General features: G+C 59.0%; 22 protein-coding genes. 5 read left to right on the forward strand and 17 right to left on the reverse strand.

The genetic code is table 11. The annotated features are described in order from the left end of the window. Positions 1-3: 3 nt before the first annotated feature. From rlmB to PHU01S_RS18135, 8 genes are all read right to left on the reverse strand, one after another. The gene (gene rlmB / locus PHU01S_RS18100) at positions 4-792 is read right to left on the reverse strand and encodes a 23S rRNA (guanosine(2251)-2'-O)-methyltransferase RlmB (RefSeq protein ID WP_048743641.1); all 789 of its coding nucleotides are present in this window, start codon (positions 790-792) and stop codon (positions 4-6) included. Beyond that, positions 782-1,243: a Mini-ribonuclease 3 gene (locus tag PHU01S_RS18105; RefSeq protein WP_048743642.1), complete on the reverse strand. Its 462-nt coding sequence runs from the start codon at positions 1,241-1,243 to the stop codon at positions 782-784. The genes rlmB and PHU01S_RS18105 overlap by 11 nt, the downstream gene beginning before the upstream one ends. After that, positions 1,240-2,718 (reverse strand): cysteine--tRNA ligase, encoded by a 1,479-nt coding sequence (gene cysS / locus PHU01S_RS18110; protein ID WP_127508983.1) that lies wholly within the window; start codon positions 2,716-2,718, stop codon positions 1,240-1,242. Before cysS ends, PHU01S_RS18105 begins: the two co-directional genes overlap by 4 nt. Positions 2,719-2,735: 17 nt before the next feature. Beyond that, the gene (gene cysE, locus PHU01S_RS18115) at positions 2,736-3,419 is read right to left on the reverse strand and encodes a serine O-acetyltransferase (protein ID WP_174806382.1); all 684 of its coding nucleotides are present in this window, start codon (positions 3,417-3,419) and stop codon (positions 2,736-2,738) included. A gap of 491 nt (positions 3,420-3,910) precedes the next feature. Continuing rightward, positions 3,911-5,386 (reverse strand): glutamate--tRNA ligase, encoded by a 1,476-nt coding sequence (gene gltX / locus PHU01S_RS18120; RefSeq protein ID WP_127508986.1) that lies wholly within the window; start codon positions 5,384-5,386, stop codon positions 3,911-3,913. Positions 5,387-5,642: 256 nt separating this feature from the next. Then, a complete protein-coding gene (gene ispF / locus PHU01S_RS18125) occupies positions 5,643-6,125 on the reverse strand; it encodes a 2-C-methyl-D-erythritol 2,4-cyclodiphosphate synthase (protein WP_048743647.1) in 483 nt (160 codons plus the stop codon). Positions 6,126-6,127: 2 nt separating this feature from the next. Further along, on the reverse strand, positions 6,128-6,910 hold the full coding sequence (gene ispD, locus PHU01S_RS18130) for a 2-C-methyl-D-erythritol 4-phosphate cytidylyltransferase (protein WP_127508989.1): 783 nt from the start codon (positions 6,908-6,910) through the stop codon (positions 6,128-6,130). A gap of 49 nt (positions 6,911-6,959) precedes the next feature. Further along, positions 6,960-8,072, reverse strand: a complete 1,113-nt coding sequence (locus PHU01S_RS18135; RefSeq protein WP_021878524.1) for a PIN/TRAM domain-containing protein — start codon at positions 8,070-8,072, stop codon at positions 6,960-6,962. A gap of 305 nt (positions 8,073-8,377) precedes the next feature. On the opposite strand from PHU01S_RS18135, the gene PHU01S_RS18140 reads away from it, so the two are divergent. Next, positions 8,378-8,773: a nucleoside triphosphate pyrophosphohydrolase family protein gene (locus PHU01S_RS18140; RefSeq protein WP_021878523.1), complete on the forward strand. Its 396-nt coding sequence runs from the start codon at positions 8,378-8,380 to the stop codon at positions 8,771-8,773. Between the two features lie 233 nt (positions 8,774-9,006). On the opposite strand, the gene pssA is transcribed toward PHU01S_RS18140, so the two are convergent. From pssA to radA, 3 genes are all read right to left on the reverse strand, one after another. Further along, positions 9,007-9,750 (reverse strand): CDP-diacylglycerol--serine O-phosphatidyltransferase, encoded by a 744-nt coding sequence (gene pssA, locus PHU01S_RS18145; RefSeq protein ID WP_021878522.1) that lies wholly within the window; start codon positions 9,748-9,750, stop codon positions 9,007-9,009. Positions 9,751-9,858: 108 nt separating this feature from the next. Then, complete coding sequence (gene disA, locus PHU01S_RS18150; protein ID WP_021878521.1) at positions 9,859-10,935, reverse strand: DNA integrity scanning diadenylate cyclase DisA; 1,077 nt, start codon at positions 10,933-10,935, stop codon at positions 9,859-9,861. 17 nt (positions 10,936-10,952) lie between these two features. After that, positions 10,953-12,329, reverse strand: a complete 1,377-nt coding sequence (gene radA, locus PHU01S_RS18155) for a DNA repair protein RadA (RefSeq protein ID WP_021878520.1) — start codon at positions 12,327-12,329, stop codon at positions 10,953-10,955. 193 nt (positions 12,330-12,522) lie between these two features. Between radA and PHU01S_RS18160 the strand changes: the two genes are divergently transcribed. The 4 genes from PHU01S_RS18160 (at position 12,523) to PHU01S_RS25870 (ending at position 15,401) form a co-directional block, all read left to right on the forward strand. Further along, entirely contained in the window at positions 12,523-13,227 is a 705-nt protein-coding gene (locus tag PHU01S_RS18160) for a response regulator transcription factor (protein ID WP_048743650.1), read from the forward strand. Between the two features lie 162 nt (positions 13,228-13,389). Beyond that, entirely contained in the window at positions 13,390-14,538 is a 1,149-nt protein-coding gene (locus tag PHU01S_RS18165; RefSeq protein WP_246029270.1) for a sensor histidine kinase, read from the forward strand. Between the two features lie 84 nt (positions 14,539-14,622). Then, positions 14,623-14,784, forward strand: coding sequence for a hypothetical protein (locus PHU01S_RS25865; RefSeq protein ID WP_157054004.1), 162 nt, complete (start codon positions 14,623-14,625; stop codon positions 14,782-14,784). A 440-nt stretch (positions 14,785-15,224) separates the two neighbouring features. Then, on the forward strand, positions 15,225-15,401 hold the full coding sequence (locus PHU01S_RS25870) for a hypothetical protein (RefSeq protein ID WP_157054003.1): 177 nt from the start codon (positions 15,225-15,227) through the stop codon (positions 15,399-15,401). Positions 15,402-15,463: 62 nt separating this feature from the next. Here the strand turns inward: PHU01S_RS25870 and PHU01S_RS18170 are convergent, their stop codons facing one another. The 6 genes from PHU01S_RS18170 to PHU01S_RS18195 form a co-directional block, all read right to left on the reverse strand. Next, a complete protein-coding gene (locus tag PHU01S_RS18170; RefSeq protein ID WP_048743653.1) occupies positions 15,464-15,958 on the reverse strand; it encodes an antibiotic biosynthesis monooxygenase in 495 nt (164 codons plus the stop codon). 241 nt (positions 15,959-16,199) lie between these two features. Continuing rightward, on the reverse strand, positions 16,200-18,665 hold the full coding sequence (gene clpC, locus PHU01S_RS18175; protein ID WP_021878514.1) for an ATP-dependent protease ATP-binding subunit ClpC: 2,466 nt from the start codon (positions 18,663-18,665) through the stop codon (positions 16,200-16,202). Then, positions 18,662-19,747, reverse strand: a complete 1,086-nt coding sequence (mcsB, locus tag PHU01S_RS18180) for a protein-arginine kinase McsB (RefSeq protein WP_127508992.1) — start codon at positions 19,745-19,747, stop codon at positions 18,662-18,664. The genes clpC and mcsB overlap by 4 nt, the downstream gene beginning before the upstream one ends. 73 nt (positions 19,748-19,820) lie before the next feature. Continuing rightward, positions 19,821-20,336 (reverse strand): protein-arginine kinase activator protein McsA, encoded by a 516-nt coding sequence (mcsA, locus tag PHU01S_RS18185; RefSeq protein ID WP_021878512.1) that lies wholly within the window; start codon positions 20,334-20,336, stop codon positions 19,821-19,823. A gap of 27 nt (positions 20,337-20,363) precedes the next feature. Beyond that, on the reverse strand, positions 20,364-20,828 hold the full coding sequence (locus PHU01S_RS18190) for a CtsR family transcriptional regulator (RefSeq protein ID WP_048743656.1): 465 nt from the start codon (positions 20,826-20,828) through the stop codon (positions 20,364-20,366). A 330-nt stretch (positions 20,829-21,158) separates the two neighbouring features. Then, a complete protein-coding gene (locus PHU01S_RS18195; RefSeq protein WP_048743658.1) occupies positions 21,159-22,334 on the reverse strand; it encodes a GNAT family N-acetyltransferase in 1,176 nt (391 codons plus the stop codon). Positions 22,335-22,594 lie beyond the last annotated feature (260 nt).

Below are 22,594 nucleotides of genomic sequence, written 5' to 3' on the forward strand. Positions count from 1 at the left end.
CAGCTAGACGCCCCGGCGCTGCCGGACGACCTCGTACATGAGCACGCCGGCGGCCACGGAGGCGTTGAGCGAATTGAGCTGGCCCAGCATCGGGAGCTTGACGAGGAAATCGCATTTCTCGCGGATCAGCCGGCCCATGCCTTTGGCTTCGTTGCCGATGACGAGGGCAAGCGGAAGGTCGAAACTGGTCTTGTACACATCCTGCTGCGCCGACACGTCCGCGCCCGCAATCCAGATTCCCTCCTGCTTCAGGCTCTCGATCGTCTGGGCGAGATTGGTCACTCGCGCCACCGGCACATGCTCGGCCGCTCCGGCGGAGGTTTTCCATACGGTTGCCGTCAAGCCGGCCGCGCGGCGCTTCGGAATGATGACTCCGTGCACGCCGGTGCATTCCGCCGTCCTCAGAATGGAGCCCAGGTTATGCGGATCCTCGATCTCATCCAAAATGAGCAGCAGTGGCGTCTCGCCGCGGTCCTTGGCCCGCTGCAGCAGCTCTTCCAATTCGGCATACCGGTAGGCCGCCGCCTGGGCTACGACCCCTTGATGGGAAACTTCAAGGCCCAACTGGTCGAGCTTGCGCTTGTCCACGAACTGGACGACGATTCCCGCTTTCTTGGCTTCGGCCATGATCGGGGATACCGACGGCTTCTGCACCGTGTCGGCGATCCAGATCTTATTCAGCTCGCGGCCCGAGCGGAGCGCCTCCAGGACGGGATGTTTGCCCGCGATCCATTCCTGCTGCTCCTGCTCGTTCTGGTCGTTCTGTTCCTTCTTCTGCCTGTCACTGGCCATTCCCAGTCTCCTTTCCGCGTTCCGCTTCCTTCTCGGAGAAAGCGGCCGCCATCAACTCCCGGATCCGTTCGGTCCGGCCTTTGTAATATAAATACCCCATCAGACTCTCCAGAGCGGTCGCCTGCTTGTAATCGGCCGGATCCGCATTGCGCGGAGACTGGCCGGACTTGGCGTTGCGGCCGCGCCTGACGATGTCGGCCTCCTCCTCCGACAGCATCGGCGCCCAGCGCTCCAGCAGCTGCCGCTGCCCTTTGGCCGACACCATTCCGGTCGCCTCGCGATGGAGATGATGCGGCTTGAGATTCGGCTGGGCGAGCAGATGCTGGCGCACCAGCAGCTCGAACACCGCATCGCCGGCGTAAGCGAGCACGATGGGGTTCAGCAGCTCCGGCGTCTTGGAAGGCGGCTCGTAGGGAAGCTCTCGGCTTTGTTCCTTCACAGGCTCGTTCATTTGCGGCGCCACCGGATGCCCTGCGGAGTGTCCTCCAGCAGGATGCCTTGCTCTGCCAGCAGGTCGCGGATTTCGTCCGCGCGCTTCCAGTTCTTCGAAGCGCGCGCTTCCGTCCGCTCGACGATCAGCGCATCCACCTCGGCATCCAGCAGTCCATGCTGTTCGGACGCGGCCGGAAGCAAGCCGAGCACGCGGTCCATGGCGTCCATCAGCCCGATGAGCGCAAGCGCCTCCCGGGCCGTCACGACAGGCCGCTGCAGATGCTGGTTCGCTTCGGTCACCAGATCGAACAGCACCGTGATGGCATCGGGCGTATTGAAATCATCGTCCATTTTGGCTGTGAAGCGGCCGCTCAGCTCCAGAAGCCGTTCATCCAGCTCGGCATTTCCGGAATCCGGCACGAACCGGAGCGAGCCTAGGCCGGCGGAGCCGCTGCCTGGGGCATCGACGGCTGCATCGGCTTCCATGGAACCGCCGACCGCCGCCAGCCGGTGCAGCAGGTTGGTGCGGCAATTGGCGATCCGCTCCACGCTGCCGAGCGCCTGCTCTACCGTGTCGTCGCTGAAGTTGAGCGGCGAACGGTAATGGCCGGAAAGCATGAAGTAACGGATCGCTTCCGGCTTGATCCGGGTCAGCATGTCATGGACCGTAATGCCGTTGCCGAGCGACTTGGACATCTTCTGGTTGTCGATGTTGATGAAGCCGTTATGCATCCAATAGTTGGCGAGCGGCTTGCCGCTCAGCGTCTCGGACTGGGCGCATTCGCACTCATGATGCGGGAACTGCAGGTCGTTGCCTCCGCCATGGATGTCGAGGGTATCGCCCAGATGCCGCTTCGCCATCGCAGAGCATTCGATATGCCATCCCGGACGGCCCGGCCCCCATGGACTGTCCCATTTGATCTCTCCCGGCTTGGCGCCCTTCCACAGAACGAAATCCTGCGGATCCTCCTTGCGCTCGTCGATGCCGATGCGGATGCCCATCTGCAGCTCCTGCATGTTCTGGTGGGAGAGCTGGCCGTAGTCCGCGAAGGATTTCGTCCGGAAATAGACGTCGCCGCCGCTTTCATAGGCCGCTCCCTTGTCGACGAGATCCTGGACGAAAGCGATGATTTCCGGCATATGCTCCATGACGCGGGGATTCAGCGACGCACGGCGGACGCCGAGCCCTTCCGTGTCCTCGTAATAGGCGGAGATGAACGTGTCCGCGAGCTCCGGCACCGTAATGCCGAGCTGCTCCGCCTTGCGGATCATCTTGTCGTCCACGTCGGTGAAGTTGACGACGTAGTTGACCTCGTATCCGACCGCTTCCAGATAACGGCGCACGACGTCGAAGAAAATCGCGGGCCGCGCGTTGCCGATATGGATATAGTCGTAGACCGTCGGGCCGCATACGTACATTTTGACCTTGCCCGGCTCTTGCGACTTGAACGTTTCCTTGGTTCTGCTCATCGTATTGTAGATTTCCAAACTCATTTACGCTTCGCCTCCGCTTACCGGAATTTCACCGGTTCCTCCATATATTCACGAACGGGCGCCGCAGGCTGCTTGAGCCGGTCGACCTCCGCCTTGAGGGAATTGATTTCATTCTGCATGCTCCGGATCATCTCAATGAGCGGATCGGGCAGCTTCGCATGGTCGAGCCTGTCGCCGACCTTTTCTCCGTTGCGCTTGACGATGCGGCCCGGGTTGCCTACGACCGTGCTGTTCTCGGGCACCTCCCGGAGAACGACGGCGTTGGAACCGATATTGGAATAGTCTCCAACCTGGAACGATCCTAAAACCTTCGCTCCCGAGCCGATGACGACATTGCTGCCTATGGTAGGATGGCGCTTGCCCTTTTCCTTGCCCGTGCCGCCGAGGGTGACGCCCTGATAGATGATGACGTCGTCCCCGATCTCGCAAGTCTCCCCGATGACGACGCCCATGCCGTGGTCGATGAACAGGCGGCTGCCGATTCTGGCCCCGGGATGGATTTCGATTCCGGTCATGAACCGGCTGACCTGAGAGATGATGCGGGCGGCCGTGAACCATTTGCGCTTGAACAAATAATGCGCGGCGCGATGCGCCCAGATGGCATGCAGTCCCGAATAGGTGAAGATCACCTCGAACACGCTGCGCGCAGCGGGGTCGTTGTCGAACACGGCCCGTATATCGGATTTCATGTGACGCAACATCGGCTTCAGCCCCCTTCGGGCGAGATGATCCAAGCTTTCTTCCGTCCAATCAAAAAATAAGCCTCCGCAGCCCGAAGGCTGCAGAGGCGTACAGACGCGGTCCCACTCTGCGGCACAGGGCCGCATCCGCCCGGGAGAAACGCGCGCGAAGCGGTCTCAAGCGGGTCAGGATGCCTGGCGGCCCTGTCTCGTAGCCTGTAACGCCGGCCATGCGTTGCCGCCTACCCGAGCGGAAGAGAAGCTTCCGCAAGATCGGAGCAAGGCTCGCAGGTGCATGAACCCGCCGCCGGAATGGACAACTCCCAGCCGTCACCTTCCCGGCGCGTCGCGATATGCTGCGGCCGGATGCGTGGCGGTTGTCCTCTCTGCAATCCCGGATATGGCGGTTCTCTCCTGGTCAAAGCCTGTAAAAAGGTTCAATTACTTGTAGTATACCCGATAACCCGCAAAGTGCAAGAAGCCGGAGCGCGGAAATATATGCGGGGCCGTCCTCAGCCCAAGCGGGCGCGCAGCCGCTGTGCGACTTTGGCCCGGCCCAGCAGCGAGATGGTGCGGTTGAGGTCCGGTCCGTGCGTCTGCCCGGTGACCGCGGCCCGGATCGGCATGAAGAGCGACTTGCCCTTACAGCCGGTTTCCTTCTGGACCGACTTGATGAGCGCCTTGATGCCCTCCTCGTTCCAGGCTTCGGGCTCCAGCGTCTCGACGCCGGACAGGAAGGCTCCCAGCACCGTCGGCACCGTTTCTTCCTCCAGCACGGCGACAGCCTCAGCCTCGTCCTCGAACGATTCCAGGAAGAACAGCTCGGTCAGCGGCACGATCTCGGCTCCCCAGCGCAGCTTGTCGCGGTAGAGGCCGATCAGGTCGGCCGCCCATTCGCGCTCGCCGGCCTCAGGCGCCTCCGATACCCGGCCCGCCTTCTGCAGATGCGGCAGGCAGAGGTCGACAAGGCGGGGAAGCTCCAGCGACTTGATGTATTCGTTGTTCATCCAGGCCAGCTTGTTCGTGTCGAACACGGCCGGGCTGCGGCTGAGGCGCGACTCGTCGAACGCCTCCACGAGCCCCTCGCGGGTGAACAGCTCCTGCTCGCCCTCCGGCGACCAGCCCAGCAAGGCGATGAAGTTGAACAGCGTCTCCGGCAGGTAGCCGAGATTCTCGTACTGCTCAATGAACTGGATGATGGACTCGTCCCGCTTGCTCAGCTTCTTGCGGGATTCGTTCACGATCAGCGTCATGTGGGCGAACAGCGGCGGCTCCCAGCCCAAAGCCTCGTAGATCATCAGCTGGCGCGGCGTATTGGAGATATGGTCCTCGCCGCGGAGCACGTGGGAGATCTTCATGAGATGGTCGTCGACCGCAACCGCGAAGTTGTAGGTCGGGATGCCGTCCTTCTTCACGATGACGAAATCTCCGGTTTCCTTGGTGTCGATGCTGATCGTTCCCTTGACCATGTCGTTCCATGTATATGTGCGGTCTTCCGGCACGCGGAAGCGGATGCTCGCGACGCGTCCTTCCGCTTCGAAGCCAGCCTGCTGCTCGGCAGTCAGATTTCGGTGGCGGCCCGAATAGCGCGGGGTTTCGCCGCGCGCGCTCTGCTCTTCCCGCTCCCGCTCGAGCTCTGCTTCCGTGCAGTAGCAGCGGTAAGCCTTGCCCTCGTCGAGCAGCTGCTGCCAGTACCGGCTGTAGATGTCGAGGCGTTCGGTCTGGCGGTACGGTCCGTAGCCGCCGCCGACATCGATGCTTTCATCCCAGGTGATGCCGAGCCAGCTCATGTACTTCAGCTGGCTCTCCTCGCCGCCGGCCACGTTGCGCTTCACGTCCGTATCCTCGATACGGACGATGAACTTGCCGCCGTGCCTGCGGGCGAACAGATAGTTGAACAGCGCGGTGCGCGCGTTGCCGATATGCAGATGCCCCGTCGGCGACGGAGCATAACGGACGCGGATTTCCTGCGTTCCTTGGTCTGCCATCTTGAATTCCCCATTTCGTTCTTGTTTTCGTCCCGGGGCCTCGCCCTATGAACGCTATTTATGTAAGTGGAACCATTGCGGCGCTGGAGGCAGCGGCAACATGGAGGTGAAAACGCGGCGTCCGCCTATGAAACCGAGTTCCACTGCGCATAAGCAGGATGAGGAAATACGGGTTCGACAGCGAGCCGGTCGGTATCCTGTTCCGCTTGCCTGAGCGGACTGTACGGCTGCACTTAACCGCCTAAAATAAGTGCCATCATAGCATATTTTTCACGAGGCAGACAACCGCCTGAGCGGCGATTCCCTCGCCCCGTCCGGGAAATCCGAGCCGTTCCGTCGTCGTCGCCTTGACGTTCACCTGGTCCTGCTCCGCTCCCAGCACGCGGGCGATCACTTCCACCATCGCGGGAATGTACGGCGCCATTTTGGGAGCCTGCGCGATAATCGTGCAATCCAGGTTCCCGAGCGCATATCCCCGCTGGACTGCAAGCGCCCACACATGCTCCAGCAGCTTGACGCTGTCGGCATCCTTGAACGCCGGATCGGTGTCCGGGAAATGCTTGCCGATATCGCCGAGCGCAAGCGCGCCGAGCACCGCATCCGCTACGGTATGCAGCAGCACGTCGGCATCGGAATGGCCGAGCAGCCCTTTTTCGAATGGAATGGCGACGCCCCCGATAATGCATGGACGGCCCTCCACCAGCTGATGCACGTCGAATCCTTGTCCCACTCTAATCATCTCTATCGTCCCCTCTCCCTCTGCTCCAGAAGAAATTCCGCGTAGGGCAGATCTTCCGGGGTCGTAATCTTGATATTCGTATATTCCCCTTCGGCTACGGCGACCGGATCTCCGAGCCGCTCCACGACCATGGAGTCGTCCGTACCGAGAAAGCCGTCCGCAAGCGCCCGTTCATGGGCTTCCCTGAGACGGGCGCGGCGAAAAGCTTGCGGGGTCTGGATCGCCCACAAGCTGCTCCGGTCCGGCGTCGATTCGATGATGCCCGCCGCGTCCACCTTCTTGATCGTGTCCTTGACCGGCACGGCGAGCACGGCCGCGCCGGTCTCCTCGGCACGCGCCAGGCAAGCGGACACCGCAGCCTCGCTGACGAGCGGCCGGACGCCGTCATGGACAAGCGCCCAATCCGCCGAGAGCGAGTCCAGGCCGATCCGCACGGAATGCTGGCGCTCGGAGCCGCCCTCCATGATCGCGGCCACCTTGGTCAAGCCGTACTCCCCGCACCAGCGGCGGCAACGTTCGGCATCCGCCGCTCCCGTGACGAGCACGATCTCCCGGATGGCGTCCATCCTCTGGAACAGCTCCAGCGTATGGACCAGCACCGGCTTGCCCCGCAGCAGCAGGAACTGCTTGCTCTCCGGCGTGCCCATCCGCGTGCCGCGTCCGGCCGCCACGATGACGGCTCCCCAGCAGGCCTCCCGGAAGCCGACAAGCGCCGCATCCGAAGACGCGGCGCCCGGGGCGGCCTGAGAGGTTGCGGCTTGCTCGCCGCCATATTGCTTGTCCATCTTCCGAAGCTCACTTCCCGCTGTAACGTTTATTCCCTATCATACCCTGTTACAGCGCTTTTTCCAACAGCTTGGGCTTTGCGAAGATCATCCGTCCCGCCGAAGTCTGGAGCACGCTCGTCACGAGCACCTCCATCGTCATGCCGATGTAATCCCTGCCGCCCTCCACGACAATCATCGTGCCGTCGTCGAGATAGGCGACTCCTTGTCCATGCTCCTTGCCGTCCTTGATGATCTGCACGACGATTTCCTCGCCCGGCAGCACGACCGGCTTGACCGCATTGGCCAAATCGTTGATGTTCAGCACCGACACTCCCTGCAGCTCGCAAACCTTGTTGAGGTTGAAGTCGTTCGTGAGCACCTTGCCCCGCAGCAGCTTGGCCAGCTTGACGAGCTTGCTGTCCACCTCGCCGATCTCCTCGAAGTCCCCTTCGTAGATGAGAACCTTCACGTCGAGCTCCTTCTGGATCTTGTTCAAGATGTCCAGGCCGCGGCGGCCGCGGTTGCGCTTGAGCAGATCGGAGGAATCGGCGATATGCTGCAGCTCCTCGAGGACGAACTCGGGAATGACGAGCGTCCCCTCGATGAAGCCGGTCTTGCAAATATCCGCGATCCGGCCGTCGATGATGACGCTTGTGTCCATGATCTTGTGTTCTTCGAAATTGACATGCTCTTCCTTCTCCGGAACGGGCAGCGCCTTCGGCTGCATCATCGCGTGGAGCCCTTCCGTCAGCTCTTCCTTCTTCCTCAGCCCGACGCTCAGTCCCACGTAGCCGAGTCCCAAAGTCAGCAGCGCCGGAGCGATCGTCGCCGCCGCCCCCGGAAGCTGGGATACCGAGGGATAGAGCAGAGCCGAAAGGACAAGGCCGCCGGTCAATCCCGCCGCGCCTGCCAGCAGATCCGCCGCCGGCATGTCGGAAGCGCGCCGCACGCCTTCCCCGAGCATTCTCTCCAGTCTTCCGGCAAGGGCGGTCGCCAGCAGCAGGCCCGCCAGCGCGCCTGTCGCCAGGCCGGTGTAAAATCCGAAAGAACCGTAGCTCCCTGCGAGAGGGCTGTAGCTTCCAAGGCCGGCCGGAAGCGCTCCGCCTGTTCCATTGCCGAACTGAGAGCCGATCATGCCGCCGAATACGATACCGAGTAATTGCAGAATACGTTTTATCATCGCTTATGCCACCTCCATTAGCCAGTATGTTCCAATTTGGAGAAGGCTAAACCGTCGCATCCAAGCAACAATTTTGCAGCAGCAGGCGACGGGCGGGCCTCATTCCCGTCCATGCGCCGCAAGTCCTGCGAAAGACGCGTCATGAAGGATTTCTCATAATGGCGATTTCGTTTTTGTATTCTGGACAGGGCGGGCTTATAATGGATTCAGGCCATCGCCGTCCAGCATACGGCGGATGAAATCGCATGCTCGTCCCATGACATGCATTCCCATAGCAGCAAAAATCGCGAAAGAGGTGGATACCGATGAGCGCTCCAACGCTCCAAGAGTTTCAGCAGCAAGTATCGGAATTGCTCCTGCGTCACCGGAGCATGCTCGATGTCCTGTCCAAGTTCGGACAGACGGGCGCAGCTGTCAACCGCGCTGTCACGAAAGCCGTGACCGAATGCGGCTGTATTGAAATCCAGGCCAGCAAGCAGCCTTATTCGGACGATCCCGAGCTTGAGAGCGCCAAGCAGCTTCTGGGCACACACATGGACGGCCATGTGTGCGAGAACTGCCGTGATGTGCTGAAAAACGAGCTGGGACGCCACCTGTTCTACATGTCCGCGCTCTGCAATCTGCTGGAAATCGATCTCGGCGAGGTTCTGTCCGCCGAATCCGATAAATGCTCTACGCTCGGCATTTTCAATTTGACCTGAACCGGAATTCCTATCCGGACATTGAAAAAGCAGTCCATTCTCCAATGGAGGACGGACTGCTTTTTATTTGCTTTCTCCAATGAGAAAGGCTGTGGCCGGCAATCGGCGAGCCTCATCCCAGGCAGGACAGAAGCTCCATATACAACCAACAAACCCGGCACCGAAATTCGGCACCGGGTCAGGAAGCGGCTGCTGCATCGCAGGAGCCGATCCATGCCAGCGGCAGGAGGATGCTAGACGCTCCGCTTGCGGACGTTCTCTTCTTCGCCTTCGGAACGGCGGGATCTGCGGCGGCGCAGGCGTCCCTGGACATTAACGTTTTTTTTTAGGCCGTACAGCGCATAGAGCAGCAGCGGCACAAAGATGATCTTGGAGATCTGGTTCGGGAAAGCGACGCCGAGCACGACCGCAATGACGACGACGATCGGTATGCTCCAGATCGCGCCCTTGGGCAGTCCGATCTTCTTGAAGTTCGGGTACTTCACCGTGCTGACCATCAGCAGCGCGAGAACGAGCGTGCTCGCCATCAGCACCCAGGGCTGGATATCCGTGTAGAACAGAGCCAGCGTAGCCAGAACGCCCCCTGCTGCCGGAATCGGCAGGCCGACGAAGTAGCCCGGAATGCCGGAGATGACGTTGAACCGGGCGAGCCGGAGCGCGCCGCAGATCGGGAAGATCGCGGTCACGATCCAGGCGGCCGGCTGCGAGCTGAGATCCTGAAATGCCACGACATACATGATGAAAGCAGGGGCGACACCGAACGATATGATATCGGACAAGGAATCGAGCTCCTTGCCGAATTCGCTTTGAACATTGAGCGCGCGGGCGACGCGGCCGTCGACCCCGTCCAGAAGCATGGCGACGATGACCATCATGGCGGCGACTTCAGGCTTTTCATTGAACACCATAATGATGGCGACGATCCCGAGGAACAGGTTGCCTATGGTAAAAAGACTCGGCAATGATTTTGCAAACACTTCATTTCCACCTCATCTCTACTATGCCTTGGGATATCATGGACATCGATGGAAAAAAATCCACCATCATCCAAGCCCTCCTGTCGGCATTCCCCCATTCTAGGGGAATCAGATTTGTCTGTCAATGAACATTTGATCTTGAATCCGGCGCAATCCTTCCTTGATCGCCCGGGCGCGCACCTCGCCGATTCCGTCCACTTCGTCCAATTCGCCGATCGTCGCCATGACGATATTGGGCAGATTTCCGAATTTCTCGATCAGATTGTTCATGATGATGAGCGGAAGCCGCGGAATCCGGTACATCTGGCGGTAGCCGCGCGGATGGACGGCCTCATCTGCAATCGTCGCTCCTTGCGGATAGCCGAGCAGCCGAATGACATGAGGCGCGTCCATCAGCTCGTCGTTGCTGAGCTTTTTGAGCCCGGTCCGGATGTCCCGGATTTTCTCGTCGCTGTTGTCGCGGGCGTAATCCTTGAGCAGGAACCAGGCATCCTCCTCCACGCCTCCGATGAGCTCTTCCATCTGCATGCTGATCAGACGGCCTTCGGTGCCGAGCTCGTTGACGTACCGCTTGATCTCCATTTTGATCCGCAGCACCATCTCCACCCGGTGGATGACATGCGCGACCTCCTGCAGCGTCACCAATTCCTCGAATTCAAGCGCCGACAGATTCGTGAACGACTGCCTCAGCACCGCCTTGTACTTTTCCAGCGTCTGGATCGCCTGATTCGCCTTCGTAAGAATAACGCCCATGTCCTTCAGGGAATACCTTAGATTACCCATATACAAGGTGATGATATTACGCCTCTGCGAAATTGATACCACCAGCTTGCCCGTCTGCTTGGCCACCCGCTCCGCGGTGCGGTGCCTGATCCCGGTCTCGATCGACGAAATCGACGGGTCCGGAATCAGCTGCGTATTCGCATACAGGATCTTCTTGAGATCCTCGCTCAGGATGATGGCCCCGTCCATCTTGGCCAGCTCGTACAGATAGTTCGGGGAAAAGTCGCAATTGATGGAAAACCCGCCGTCCACGACCTCCATCACCTCGGGACTGTAGCCGACGACGAGCAGCGCGCCTGTCTTCGCCCGCAGCACATTGTCCAGCCCTTCGCGGAAAGCGGTGCCCGGCGCGACCAGCTGCAGCAGCTGATTCGTAATTTCGATCTCTCTGTTCTCTTTCATGATTTCCAGCGAACCCCCTATTCCAGCGCCGCGCGCAATGCTTCGGATACGGTATTCACGCCGACAATCGTTATATCGTCCGGCGGCTTCCAGCCCTTGAGGCTTTTCTCGGGCATGATGACCCGCTTGAAGCCCAGCTTCTGGGCTTCCTTGACCCGCTGCTCGGCTCGGGAGACAGCCCGCACCTCGCCGGTAAGCCCCACCTCGCCGAAGACGACGTCGAATGGACGCGTCGGCGCATCCTTGAAGCTGGAAGCAAGCGCCACGGCGGCGGCCAGATCGACAGCGGGCTCGTCAAGGCGCACTCCGCCGGCGGCGTTCAGGTATGCATCCTGCGTCTGCAGGAACAGCCCGATTCTTTTTTCGAGCACGGCGATGATCAGCGCCATCCGGTTGTGGTCGTAGCCGGTGGACGTCCGTCGCGGCGACGGAAAATGCGTAGGCGCGACCAGCGCCTGGAGCTCCACGAGCACAGGCCTCGTGCCCTCCATGCTCGCCACGACGGTGGAGCCGGAGACGCCCAGAGGCCGCTCCGACAGGAACAGCTCCGACGGGTTCGCCACTTCGCGCAGCCCGCTCTCGCCCATCTCGAAGATGCCGATCTCGTTGGTGGAGCCGAAGCGGTTTTTGACGGCGCGAAGCAGGCGGTAGGAATGATGGCGCTCCCCCTCGAAGTAAAGGACGCAGTCCACCATATGCTCCAGCAGCCTCGGGCCGGCGATCGCTCCCTCCTTGGTGACATGTCCGACCAGCACGGTCGCAATGCCGCCCAGCTTGGAGACGCGCATGAAGTGGGCCGTGCATTCCCTCACCTGGGCGACGCTGCCCGGTGCGGACTGGACGCTGGGGTCATAGACGGTCTGGATCGAGTCGATGACGAGAAAATCCGGCTGGACGGTATCGATGGCATCATTGATATGCTCCATGTTCGTCTCGCAGAGCACGAACAGCGACGCGCTCAGCGCGCCGAGGCGATCGGCGCGGAGCTTGGTCTGGCGAACGGATTCCTCGCCCGATATATAGAGCACCTTGAGTCCGGCGGCCGACAATGCATGGGAGGTCTGCAGCAGCAGCGTCGACTTGCCGATGCCGGGGTCGCCGCCGACGAGTATGAGGGAGCCGGGCACGACCCCGCCGCCCAGCACCCGGTTCAGCTCCCCGATGCTGCTTTCGATGCGGGGCTCATGCCCGGTATCTATGTCTATGATGGAACGCGGCTTTTCTTTCGTCCCGCGGGCCATTGGAGAGGATAATCCGACGCCGGCGGTTTTGACCACCGTCTCCTTTTCCTCCACCATCGTGTTCCAGGCGCCGCAGCCGGGGCATTTTCCCAGCCATTTGGGCGATTCCGTTCCGCATTCCGTACAGGCGAATTTCACTTTTAGTTTGGCCATCGAAGGCTCCTTTTACGGATATGACGTACCTTCAAAGTTTACCATTTCAGAGGCCGCAACAAAAGAAAATCATGCGAACATTCTTTCGAGCAGGAGCCGCTGGCGCTCCGTTCTCGCCGATGTCCGGGAATCTAAGAAAAAGATAAGATCTTTTCCGTTATACTGACAGAAAAGAGAGAGGGAGCGGTGAGCCATGAACGAAGAAACGGTGCTGCTCGTCGATGACGAGCCCGAAATCGTCAAGCTGATGGGGCTTTACCTCAAGCAGGAAAGGTTCCGCCTTCTGACCGCTGCAAGCGGAGGAGAGGCTCTGGACATCATCCGGAAGGAAAAAGTGGATCTCGTCGTGCTCGATGTCATGATGCCCGGCATGAACGGAATCGACACCTGCATGGCGATTCGGGAAATCCGGCAGATGCCGATTATTTTCCTGTCCGCCAAAAGCGAGGAGATCGACAAAATCCACGGCCTCAGCGTCGGGGCCGACGATTATGTGTCCAAGCCGTTCAGCCCTTTGGAGCTGCTCGCCCGGATCAAAAGCCAGCTGCGCCGATACGGCATCTATGGAGCCGCCGCCGGCGACGCCGCCTCGCCGGATGCCGTCACGATCGACGGCGTCACCTTCAACTCCGCGACGCGGGAAGTGACGGTCGAGGGCCAGGAGGTGCGGCTTACGCCCCGGGAATTCTCCATCCTGGAGCTGCTCGGGCGCAATCCCGGCCGGGTGTACAGCATCGAGCAGCTGTACGAGATGATTTGGCAGGAAACTTTTTTTGAAGCGGGAAATACCGTCATGGTCCATATCCGCAAGCTGAGGGAGAAGATCGAAGCCGATCCGAGGCATCCCAGGTACATCAAGACCGTATGGGGCGTCGGCTACAAAATGGAGAAGCTGTAGGGAGCGAGAGCATGCTCGATACGTTGAAGCTCCAATACCCGGACGCATTCAAATGATGCCGATGCTCATGTCGGGGCCCGGCATGTCCCGGCCGCCGGCTCATCGTCCACATTCAACTCGCAAAGCCGCAGAACGACGTCCGTCTATGAGGGAGGCACATCTTTGGCCAGCCGCATCTTTCAAACCTTTCTATGGAAATTCATCCTCAGCTTCGCCGCCAGCCTGCTCGGCATGGGAGTCCTTCTTTTGCTGGGCAATTACTTGGCGGAGCTGCTCATCCGGTTCAATCCGTCCAAATCCTTTTTCCTGACGAAGGCGCTGGCCTACACCATCAATGGGATCGGCTCCGGCCCGGTTCGGGTCATCGTCGGACTGCTGCTGTTCATCTTTTTGTTCTTTTCCTTGTCCAGGGGCATCATCAAGCGCTTCGACACCCTGACGAGCGCCCTGCAGGCGATCTCGGCAGGAGATCTGTCCCACCGCATCGACGAGAGCAGCAGCGATGAGCTCGGGGTCGTTGCGCGCAGCGTCAACGAAATGGCCCGCAGGCTGCAGCTCGCCCAGGAAGAGGAGCGGGCTGCCGTGCAAGCCAAGGACGACCTCATTACCGGGGTGTCCCATGATCTTCGCACCCCGCTCACCTCGGTGCTGGGGTTTCTGGAATATATCGAGGACGACCGTTACCGCGACGAGGTCGAGATGCGGCAGTATGTCCATATCGCCTATGAAAAATCTCTCGTGCTGCGCAAGCTGATCGACGATCTGTTCGAATATACCCGCGTCACCAGCAGCGGTTTTCCGCTCCAGCGCGAAACCGTCGATCTCAACCCCTTTCTCGGGCAGCTTGCCGAAGAATTCATGCCGGCGCTGGAGGAAGCCGACATGGCCTGCCGCGTCCATCCCGCAGACGGCCCCCTCATCGTGGAAGTGGATCCGGAGCTGCTGCTCCGCGTCTTCGAGAATCTGATCAGCAATGCGATTCGTTATGGGGCAGACGGAGGGGCGCTGGACATCCTTCTGCGCAGGGACGAGCTTGAGCCTGCTGCGGAAATCATCTTCCGCAACTATGGCGAGCCGATTTCGCAGGACCAGCTCCCGCGGCTGTTCGAGCGCTTCTACCGAGTCGACGCCTCCCGCTCCAAGGCGACAGGCGGCAGCGGCATCGGGCTTGCCATCGTCAAGAGCATACTGGATCTGCATGGAGGAACGGCGTCCGCAACCAGCTCCAGGCGCAAGACCGAATTCATCGTCCGCCTTCCTCTTCCTTGCGGCTCAGACGCCCAACCGGCAGAAGCCGGAGCGGGCGATTAAGAATAAGTTAAGATCACCGTCGGCCCGATGTTAAGAACCGGCCTCTATACTGGTTTCATTACCTGTGCAAAGGGGATGGAATGCATGAGGACCTTCTTGTTCGCTGTCGTTCTGACATTGTCCGCGGGAGCAGCCTTCCAATGGAAAAACCGCAAAGTCCCGCTTCGCCAAGCGCTTCTCTGGAGCGCTGTCGCTCTCGCCCAGCTCGCCGTCATTTTGGGCCCTTCCTTCATGAAAGGCCACTGATCGCGCCCTGGCTGTACGGCCGTTCAGTCCTTAACCATTTCATAATTCGTCGCTAATTTAAGGTGGGAATTCAATTATTCCTATCTTTTTTGCGGTTTCATCCTTTAGGTTGAACATATACAACTATAAAGTTGAATCGTTCTATTTCATTTCAATTTATTACTTCCTAAATTCAACCTGCGGCAATAAATAAAAATAGAGAAATAAGCTCCTGCACCGATCGATAGAAGCTTAAATAAGATAGAAATATGACCGTTGCATGATTCAAAAAAACACTGCCCACACGCCAGGCTTCATCCTCTTCTCCGCTTCCTAGATCCAGCCGCCTCTACGTATAACCTGCGATTCAATGGCCGATGCTAAGCCTATATACAACGGATTAGAGCCCGTACAAGCTCGTCATGCGAACTCATTTCCATGATCCCAAGGAGGGACATCCCATGCCCGATCTGCTGAGACTCGCCCTGATCGCCATCGCCTTGCTCTTCGTCGGCCTCGTCATGCACTGTGTCCGCAAGGGAGTGCTTCGAAACCGCTACGCGCTGCTCTGGATTACTGTCAGCGGAAGCATACTCGGCTTGTTCCTTCTGCCCTTCCTGCCGCTGGGCCACGGCTGATGACGGACTGCGGCGAACAACAAAAAAGCAGTCTCCTCCACATAGAGGAGACTGCTTTTTTACTATTCCGCTCCCAGACGGAACAGAACCTCATGAATGCTCAGCTTGGAGCCAAGCATCAGATCCTTTGGATTCGGCGCGCTTGCCGTTGCGGCTCCATGCCCCGCTTCCGGAGCGCCGCTGCCGTCATGGCCGCCGGCTCCAGCAGGATGCCCCGACGCTGCTGACGCCGCATGCCCTGATGCCGGAGTCCCGTCTGCCGCCGTGCCGCCCATCGGCTGCGCTCCTCCGGCCGGAGCTGCGTTCTCCGCTCCCTCAGGAGCCCGCCGCGCATGCGCTTGCTTGAACGAATCGCTGTTCACCCAGTTGTCGAAGCTGGCCTTGTCCGTCCAATGCGTCACGACCTTCAGCTCGTCCGATTCCTCCTTGCGGTCGAGCAGCAGCTCCATGCCCGCGAAGCCCGGCATCGTATGGACGCCTTTCGGATTTTTGAACCTTTCCGCCACCTGTTCTCCAAAGCCCGACTTAATCTGAATCGTGTTCGTTACGACGATCATATCCTTTCGCCTCCTTGCGAGAAATGGGAACGCTATTTTCTCAGTTTAACAGCCTTGGAAGCCGGGTACAAACGGACGCCTGCCCCCTCGGTTTCCGATTCCGCTGTGAAGACTTATTGCCCTTCTGAACCCGAGCCGCAAAAAAAGCCCTTCTTCCCAAAAGGAAGAGGGGCTTTTCCGCAGTGCGTTAGGAAGGATTTCCGGCATATACAGCCCTGCAATTGCGGAAGATGGCCGCTGCTTACTTCGCTGCCGTTTCTTCCTGCTCGGCTTTATGCTGTTCCGGATGAGGCTTGACGGTCAGGCCGCCGTTCTCCTCGTCGATCACCAGCATATCGCCTTTCTTGATATTGCCCATCAGCAGCTCTTCGGACAACCGGTCCTCGATATGCTTCTGGATCGCACGGCGCAGCGGACGCGCGCCGTAGGCAGGATCGAAGCCTTCCTTGGCGAGAAACGTTTTCGCTCTGTCCGTGAGGTCGAAGTCGACTTCCTGCTCGCGCAGCCGCTTGCGCAGCTCGTCGGACATCAGCGTCACGATACGGGCGATATGCTCCTCTGCGAGGGAGTGGAACACGATGGACTCGTCGATCCGGTTCAGGAATTCGGGACGGAAGCTCTTTTTCAGCTCGCCCATCACTTTTTCCTTCATCTGGTTGAACTCGCGTCCGGCATCATGCTGGGCCGTAAATCCGAGCGTCGAGTTGCGCTTGATCTGATCGGCGCCGACGTTGGACGTCATGATGATCAGCGTATTCCGGAAATCGACTACACGGCCTTTGGAATCGGTCAGGCGGCCGTCCTCCAGAACCTGCAGCAGAATATTGAACACTTCCGGATGCGCCTTCTCGATTTCGTCCAGCAGCACGACGGAGTAAGGCTTGCGGCGGACCTTCTCGGTCAGCTGGCCGCCTTCCTCGTAGCCGACGTATCCCGGAGGAGCGCCAACGAGGCGGGAAGTGGAATGTTTCTCCATGTATTCCGACATGTCGATGCGGATGACCGCATTCTCGTCACCGAACATCGCCTCGGCCAGAGCGCGGGCCAGCTCGGTTTTGCCGACGCCGGTAGGTCCGAGGAAAATGAAGGAGCCGATCGGACGCTTCGGATCCTTGAGTCCGGCACGGGAGCGGCGAACGGCGCGGGAGACGGCCTTGACGGCATCCTCCTGGCCGATGAGGCGGCTGTGCAGAATCTCTTCCATTTTCAGCAAGCGCTCGGTTTCTTCCTCAGCCAGCTTGCTGACCGGGATACCCGTCCAGTTGGCGACGACCTGAGCGATGTCCTCCGGCGTTACTTCGGAATCCGTGCGTCCCTGCTTTTCTTTCCACGTGTTCTTCGTCGTGTCGAGCTCTTCGCGGATTTTCTGCTCCGTGTCGCGGAGCGCCGCGGCCTTCTCGAATTCCTGGCTCTGAACGGCCGCATCCTTCTCCTTGCGCACCTCGTCGAGGCGTCCCTCCATCTGCTTCAGATCCGGCGGGATCGTATAGGTATGCAGGCGGACCTTGGAGCTGGCTTCGTCGATCAGGTCGATCGCTTTGTCCGGCAGGAAGCGGTCGGTGATGTACCGGTCGGACAGCTTGACTGCCGCCACAATGGATTCATCCGTGATTTTCACGCGGTGATGGGCTTCGTAACGATCGCGAAGTCCATGCAGGATCTGAATCGCTTCGTCCGGGGTAGGCTGATCCACCGTGATCGGCTGGAAGCGGCGCTCGAGGGCGGCATCCTTCTCGATGTACTTGCGGTACTCGTCGAGAGTAGTCGCGCCGATGCACTGCAGCTCGCCGCGTGCGAGAGCCGGCTTCAGGATGTTGGAGGCGTCGATGGCGCCTTCAGCGCCGCCTGCGCCGATCAACGTGTGCAGCTCGTCGATGAACAGGATGATATTGCCCGCTTGGCGGATCTCATCCATGATTTTCTTGAGCCGGTCCTCGAATTCGCCGCGATACTTGGTGCCTGCCACGACAGAGCCCATGTCCAGCGTCATGACGCGCTTGTCGCGAAGCGTCTCGGGAATTTCGTTGGCGATGATCTTCTGCGCCAGACCTTCGGCGATCGCCGTCTTGCCGACGCCGGGCTCGCCGATCAGCACCGGATTGTTCTTCGTCCGGCGGCTGAGAACCTGGATGACGCGCTCGATCTCCTTGCTGCGGCCGATGACCGGATCCAGGTTGTTCTCACGGGCGGAAGCGGTCAGGTCTCGTGCGAGGCCGTCCAAGGTCGGCGTGCTGACGTTGGCCGGCGCTCCGTGGTTGCTCGATACCGCCTCGCTGCTGCCGAGCAGCTGCAGCACTTGCTGCCGCGCCTTGTTCAGGCTGATGCCGAGGTTGTTCAGCACGCGGGCGGCCACGCCTTCGCCTTCGCGGATAAGGCCGAGCAGAATATGCTCCGTGCCGACGTACGTGTGCCCCAGCTTGCGGGCTTCGTCCATGGACAGCTCGATGACCTTCTTCGCACGGGGCGTGTAGGCGATGTTGCTGGGCTGCTCTTGGCCGCGGCCGATGAGCGATTCCACCTCGTCCTGTATTTTCTCGAGTCCCAGGCCGAGCGCGATCAGAGCTTTGGCCGCGATGCCTTCGCCTTCCCGAATGAGGCCGAGCAGAATATGCTCCGTGCCGATATTGTTATGTCCAAGCCGCACCGCCTCTTCCTGGGCGAGAGCAAGCACCTTCTGCGCACGTTCCGTAAATCGTCCAAACATCATTCGTAAGCACCTCCATCATGGGTTACAGGGAGCAGCCGGCTGCGGATGAGATCCGCGCGCCTTGCATCGCGCTGCTCCGTATTCAATTTCTCCTCGAATGCCTGCTGCAGGAAGCCAGGCTGGGTCATTACCATCAACTCATTCATAACCTGCGGGGAAACTTCCCGAATCATGCCCAGGTCGATGCCAAGACGGACATCCGACAGTCTCTGGGCCGATTCCTTGGAGTCCATGATCGCCGCATGAGACAGGATGCCGTAAGATCTCATCACCCGATCCTCGAGCCGCAGGCGCGATTCCGCCTGAAGACGCTCGCGGGCCGCTTTTTCATGCTCGATGATCTGCCTCACGACCCCATGCAGATTGTCGATGATTTCATCCTCCGACTGTCCCAGCGTAATCTGGTTGGAAATCTGGAACAGATTGCCGAGCGCCTCGCTTCCCTCGCCGTACAGCCCCCTCACAGCCAGACCCACTTGGGTAATGGCGGACAGGATCCGGTTGATCTGATGCGTGAGCACGAGCGCCGGCAGATGCATCATGACGGATGCGCGAATGCCGGTTCCCACGTTGGTGGGGCAGCTGGTCAGAAATCCGCGTCTCTCATCAAAAGCATAGTCGACTGCTTCCTCATAAATGTCGTCGATTTTGCTGGCAAGCTTCCATGCCTCCTGGACCTGGAAACCGGGATATAAACATTGAATGCGCAAATGATCCTCTTCGTTAATCATAATGCTGACGGATTCGTTCTCGCTCATGACGACCGCTCCCGCACGGGCTTCGTTCGCCAGCGCGGGACTGATCAGATGCTTCTCCACCAGCACCCTGCGCTCCAGCTCGCTGAGATCCGAAAGAACGATCGTCTCGAACGGGCCGATCGGCTCCAGCTTTCCTTCCTGCGCCACAGAAGCAAGCTTGCTCATCACTTCCGCGGACTGCTGGCTGGTGGCCAGAATCGGAAAGGGATAATTGTGCAGGTTGCGGGCGATTCTTACGCGGCTGCTGAAGACGATATCCGAATCGGGTCCGTCTCCCTTCATCCACTCGCTCAGCGCCGTCTGGGCAAACCGGTTGGCTGCCAATCCAATCCCTCCCTACCGTGCAGCCGCCTTGCGGAAGCTGCGCTTATGATGTCTATCTGGATGCTTCCAACGATCAGGCTTCCTTGATCTGCTTCTCCAGCTCGCGGATTTTGTCCCTGAGCTTGGCGGCGGCTTCGAACTCTTCTTTCTGGATCGAGTTCTTCATTTCCTGCCTCAGCCTGTCGATTTCCCTCTGTGTCTGAATCCTTCCGCCCGAGCGGCGGGGAATCTTTCCGACATGGACCGTGTTCCCGTGCACTCTCTTCAACAGAGGATCGAGCCTTTCCCCGAAGTGCTTGTAGCAGGAGCTGCAGCCGAATCTTCCGAGCTTGGAGAACTGAGAATACGTGAGTCCGCACTCCTCGCAGCGCGGCACCGCCTGCTTCGTCCCAGCCAAGCTTCCCGCAGGCTCGAAATCCATAAGCCCCGACAGCAGGCTGTGGATGGAAAAGCCGTTCGGAGCTCCCGGAATGCCTTCGCCCCTTTCGCGGGCGCAGGCTTCGCAAATATGGAATTCCGTTTTTTCTCCGTTTACGATCTTGGTAAAATGAAGCGTTGCCGGCCTTTTGCCGCATTCCTGACAAAGCATGCCGCGTCCCTCCTCACCGGTCCTTCTCTATTGCTTACCCAGAAGCGAGATGAGCATCGCCTTCAGCAGCCTGGCTCGAAGCTCGTCGCGCTGCGGCAGCTTGATCGCGATCGACTCCCGGCATACAGCCGCCCGGAGCAGGCTGCCTTCTCGCTTGGAAATGAACAAGGCTTCCTCCAACTGGTAAATAAGTCCTTCGGCGGCGCTTTGATCGACTTGATTGCCGATCGTATGATGAATATGGCCGTGGATGGCTTTGAGCGCAGGCAGCTCGATCCGTTGGATCCGGATGTAGCCTCCTCCCCCTCGCTTGCTCTCCACGAGGTATCCCTTCTCAAGCGTGAAACGGGTACTGATGACATAATTGATCTGCGACGGTACGCAGGAGAAGCTGTCCGCCAATTCGTTGCGCTGTATTTCCACCGCACCTTCGGGACTGTCCTGAAGCAGCTGCTTCAAATGCTGCTCCAATGCATCGGAAATGTTTCGCATATCACCCACCTCCCTATGCCGGGGCACCTTCAGGATTTTTCTTGAATTGCGGGTAGAAGCCAAACAGCCAAAGGCCGGATGCGTCCCTGTAGCATTCCCTCATCGGCGCAAATTACGACCCGCGAACGGGGACCGGAAGAAAAGGATCTTCGCCTTGCATAAGGCGGGATCAGACTCAACTGACTTTGACTTTCTTTGACTTATATCTTGATTATACTCCTTTTTTAGAAAAGGTCAAGGAAACTTCCACTGCTGCCATCCAGATGAAAAAAAGCCGCCTCTCCCTGCTGTGTTACCAGCTTGGGATAAGACGGCCCGCTTTATACACGGTTAAAAGAAGTCCATGAAATTCGTCATCGCCTCAGGGATACGGCTGCCCAGCCGGACGGCCTCCGAGCGCGGACCCGAGATATGATCCATCTGCTGCAGATCCCTGGCGCGCTTGTATCCGATGAGAAGAGCAGCCAAAGTTCCGATGGAGAGATCCAAACGCTTGGAGGAGGTTCCATCCTGATACCGGGAAAGGCTGCCCTTGCCCTCTTCCGTGATGTCAAGCATCCACAATCCGTCATTCCAGGATGCATCCTCGTCATGAATCTGGAGGACGAATTGATCGCGGACTCCAGGCTGGAACGAAAGCTGCTTGACGAGCGATTGGACATCGACGATGCGAACCATGAAATAAGGATGGATGCTCTGTTCGATGCGCGGATCGTTAAGCTGATAAGGCAGCGGATCTCCCGAGTAGGTATGGAGCACGGCGGAATCGATCATGGAATCATGATTGCTGAAGAAATTCCAAAGCCCCACCCTCGCTTCTTCCGTAAGATAGACGAGCTCATGAATGTCGAGACGCCTCTCCTTCACCTTGTAAAGGGCATACCCTTCCGGCGTGCCGTTCTGGGACCGGTACAGCACCGCATCCCCTTTCTTCCGCTTGAAGACCGAATGCTCCCACCAATCCGCAGTTCGGGCCAGCGTGCCATTGAAGCTCTCCGAATAGGTCTGATAAAGGATGCCCAGAAGTTCGGCATGATCGCGGACTTGAATCCGCTCGACTTTGCCGTTGTTTTGCATTCGTTGAGGCAGCTTGTCCGTCGCCAAGGTGTACTTGACCCGGTCGATGAACAGCTCCCAGCCGTATTTGCGGTAAAAGCCGATCGAAAACGGCGCCAGCATCGATATGGATTGGCCGTTCGCTTTCATTTCCTCCATCGCATGACGGAGCAGCTTGCCCACATGCCCGGAGCGCCTCGATTCCGGCCAGCTTGCGACCGAAGAGATGCCTCCCATCTTCAGCACGATGCCGTTCCAGTTCACCTCGAGGGGAATGATTCTGACCTGGGAGACGATCCGTTCCTGCTCGACACCGACGATAACTTCCTCGCACCTGGCTCTTGCTCTGGCCTGCTCCAGCTCCTCTGCGGAAAGCTCGATTTGAAAGGCGTATTGGCTCAGCTTCATATGCTCGTCGAATTCTTCCGGCTTCAATGTTCTGATCTTCATCCTGCACCCGCTTCCCCAAGATGTTAGGTATAGATGTATTATGACACATATTGTATTTATTTCCCACTTGTATCCTTTTTAATGGGGCGGATTTTCAACGCCGCAAACGATTTCCCCCCTTAACTTTACACGTTTTTAAGGTTCATTTGGTTTTCTGCTATCCATGCAGGCATGTCTCTTTGATGAAGATGGAGAAAAAACATCAAAAAAAGCCTGATCGGCGATTGCTCGCGGATCAGGCTTCTCTCTGTGCTTGGCGA

This window comes from Paenibacillus humicus NBRC 102415, assembly GCF_004000905.1.
Classification (GTDB): domain Bacteria; phylum Bacillota; class Bacilli; order Paenibacillales; family Paenibacillaceae; genus Paenibacillus_O; species Paenibacillus_O humicus.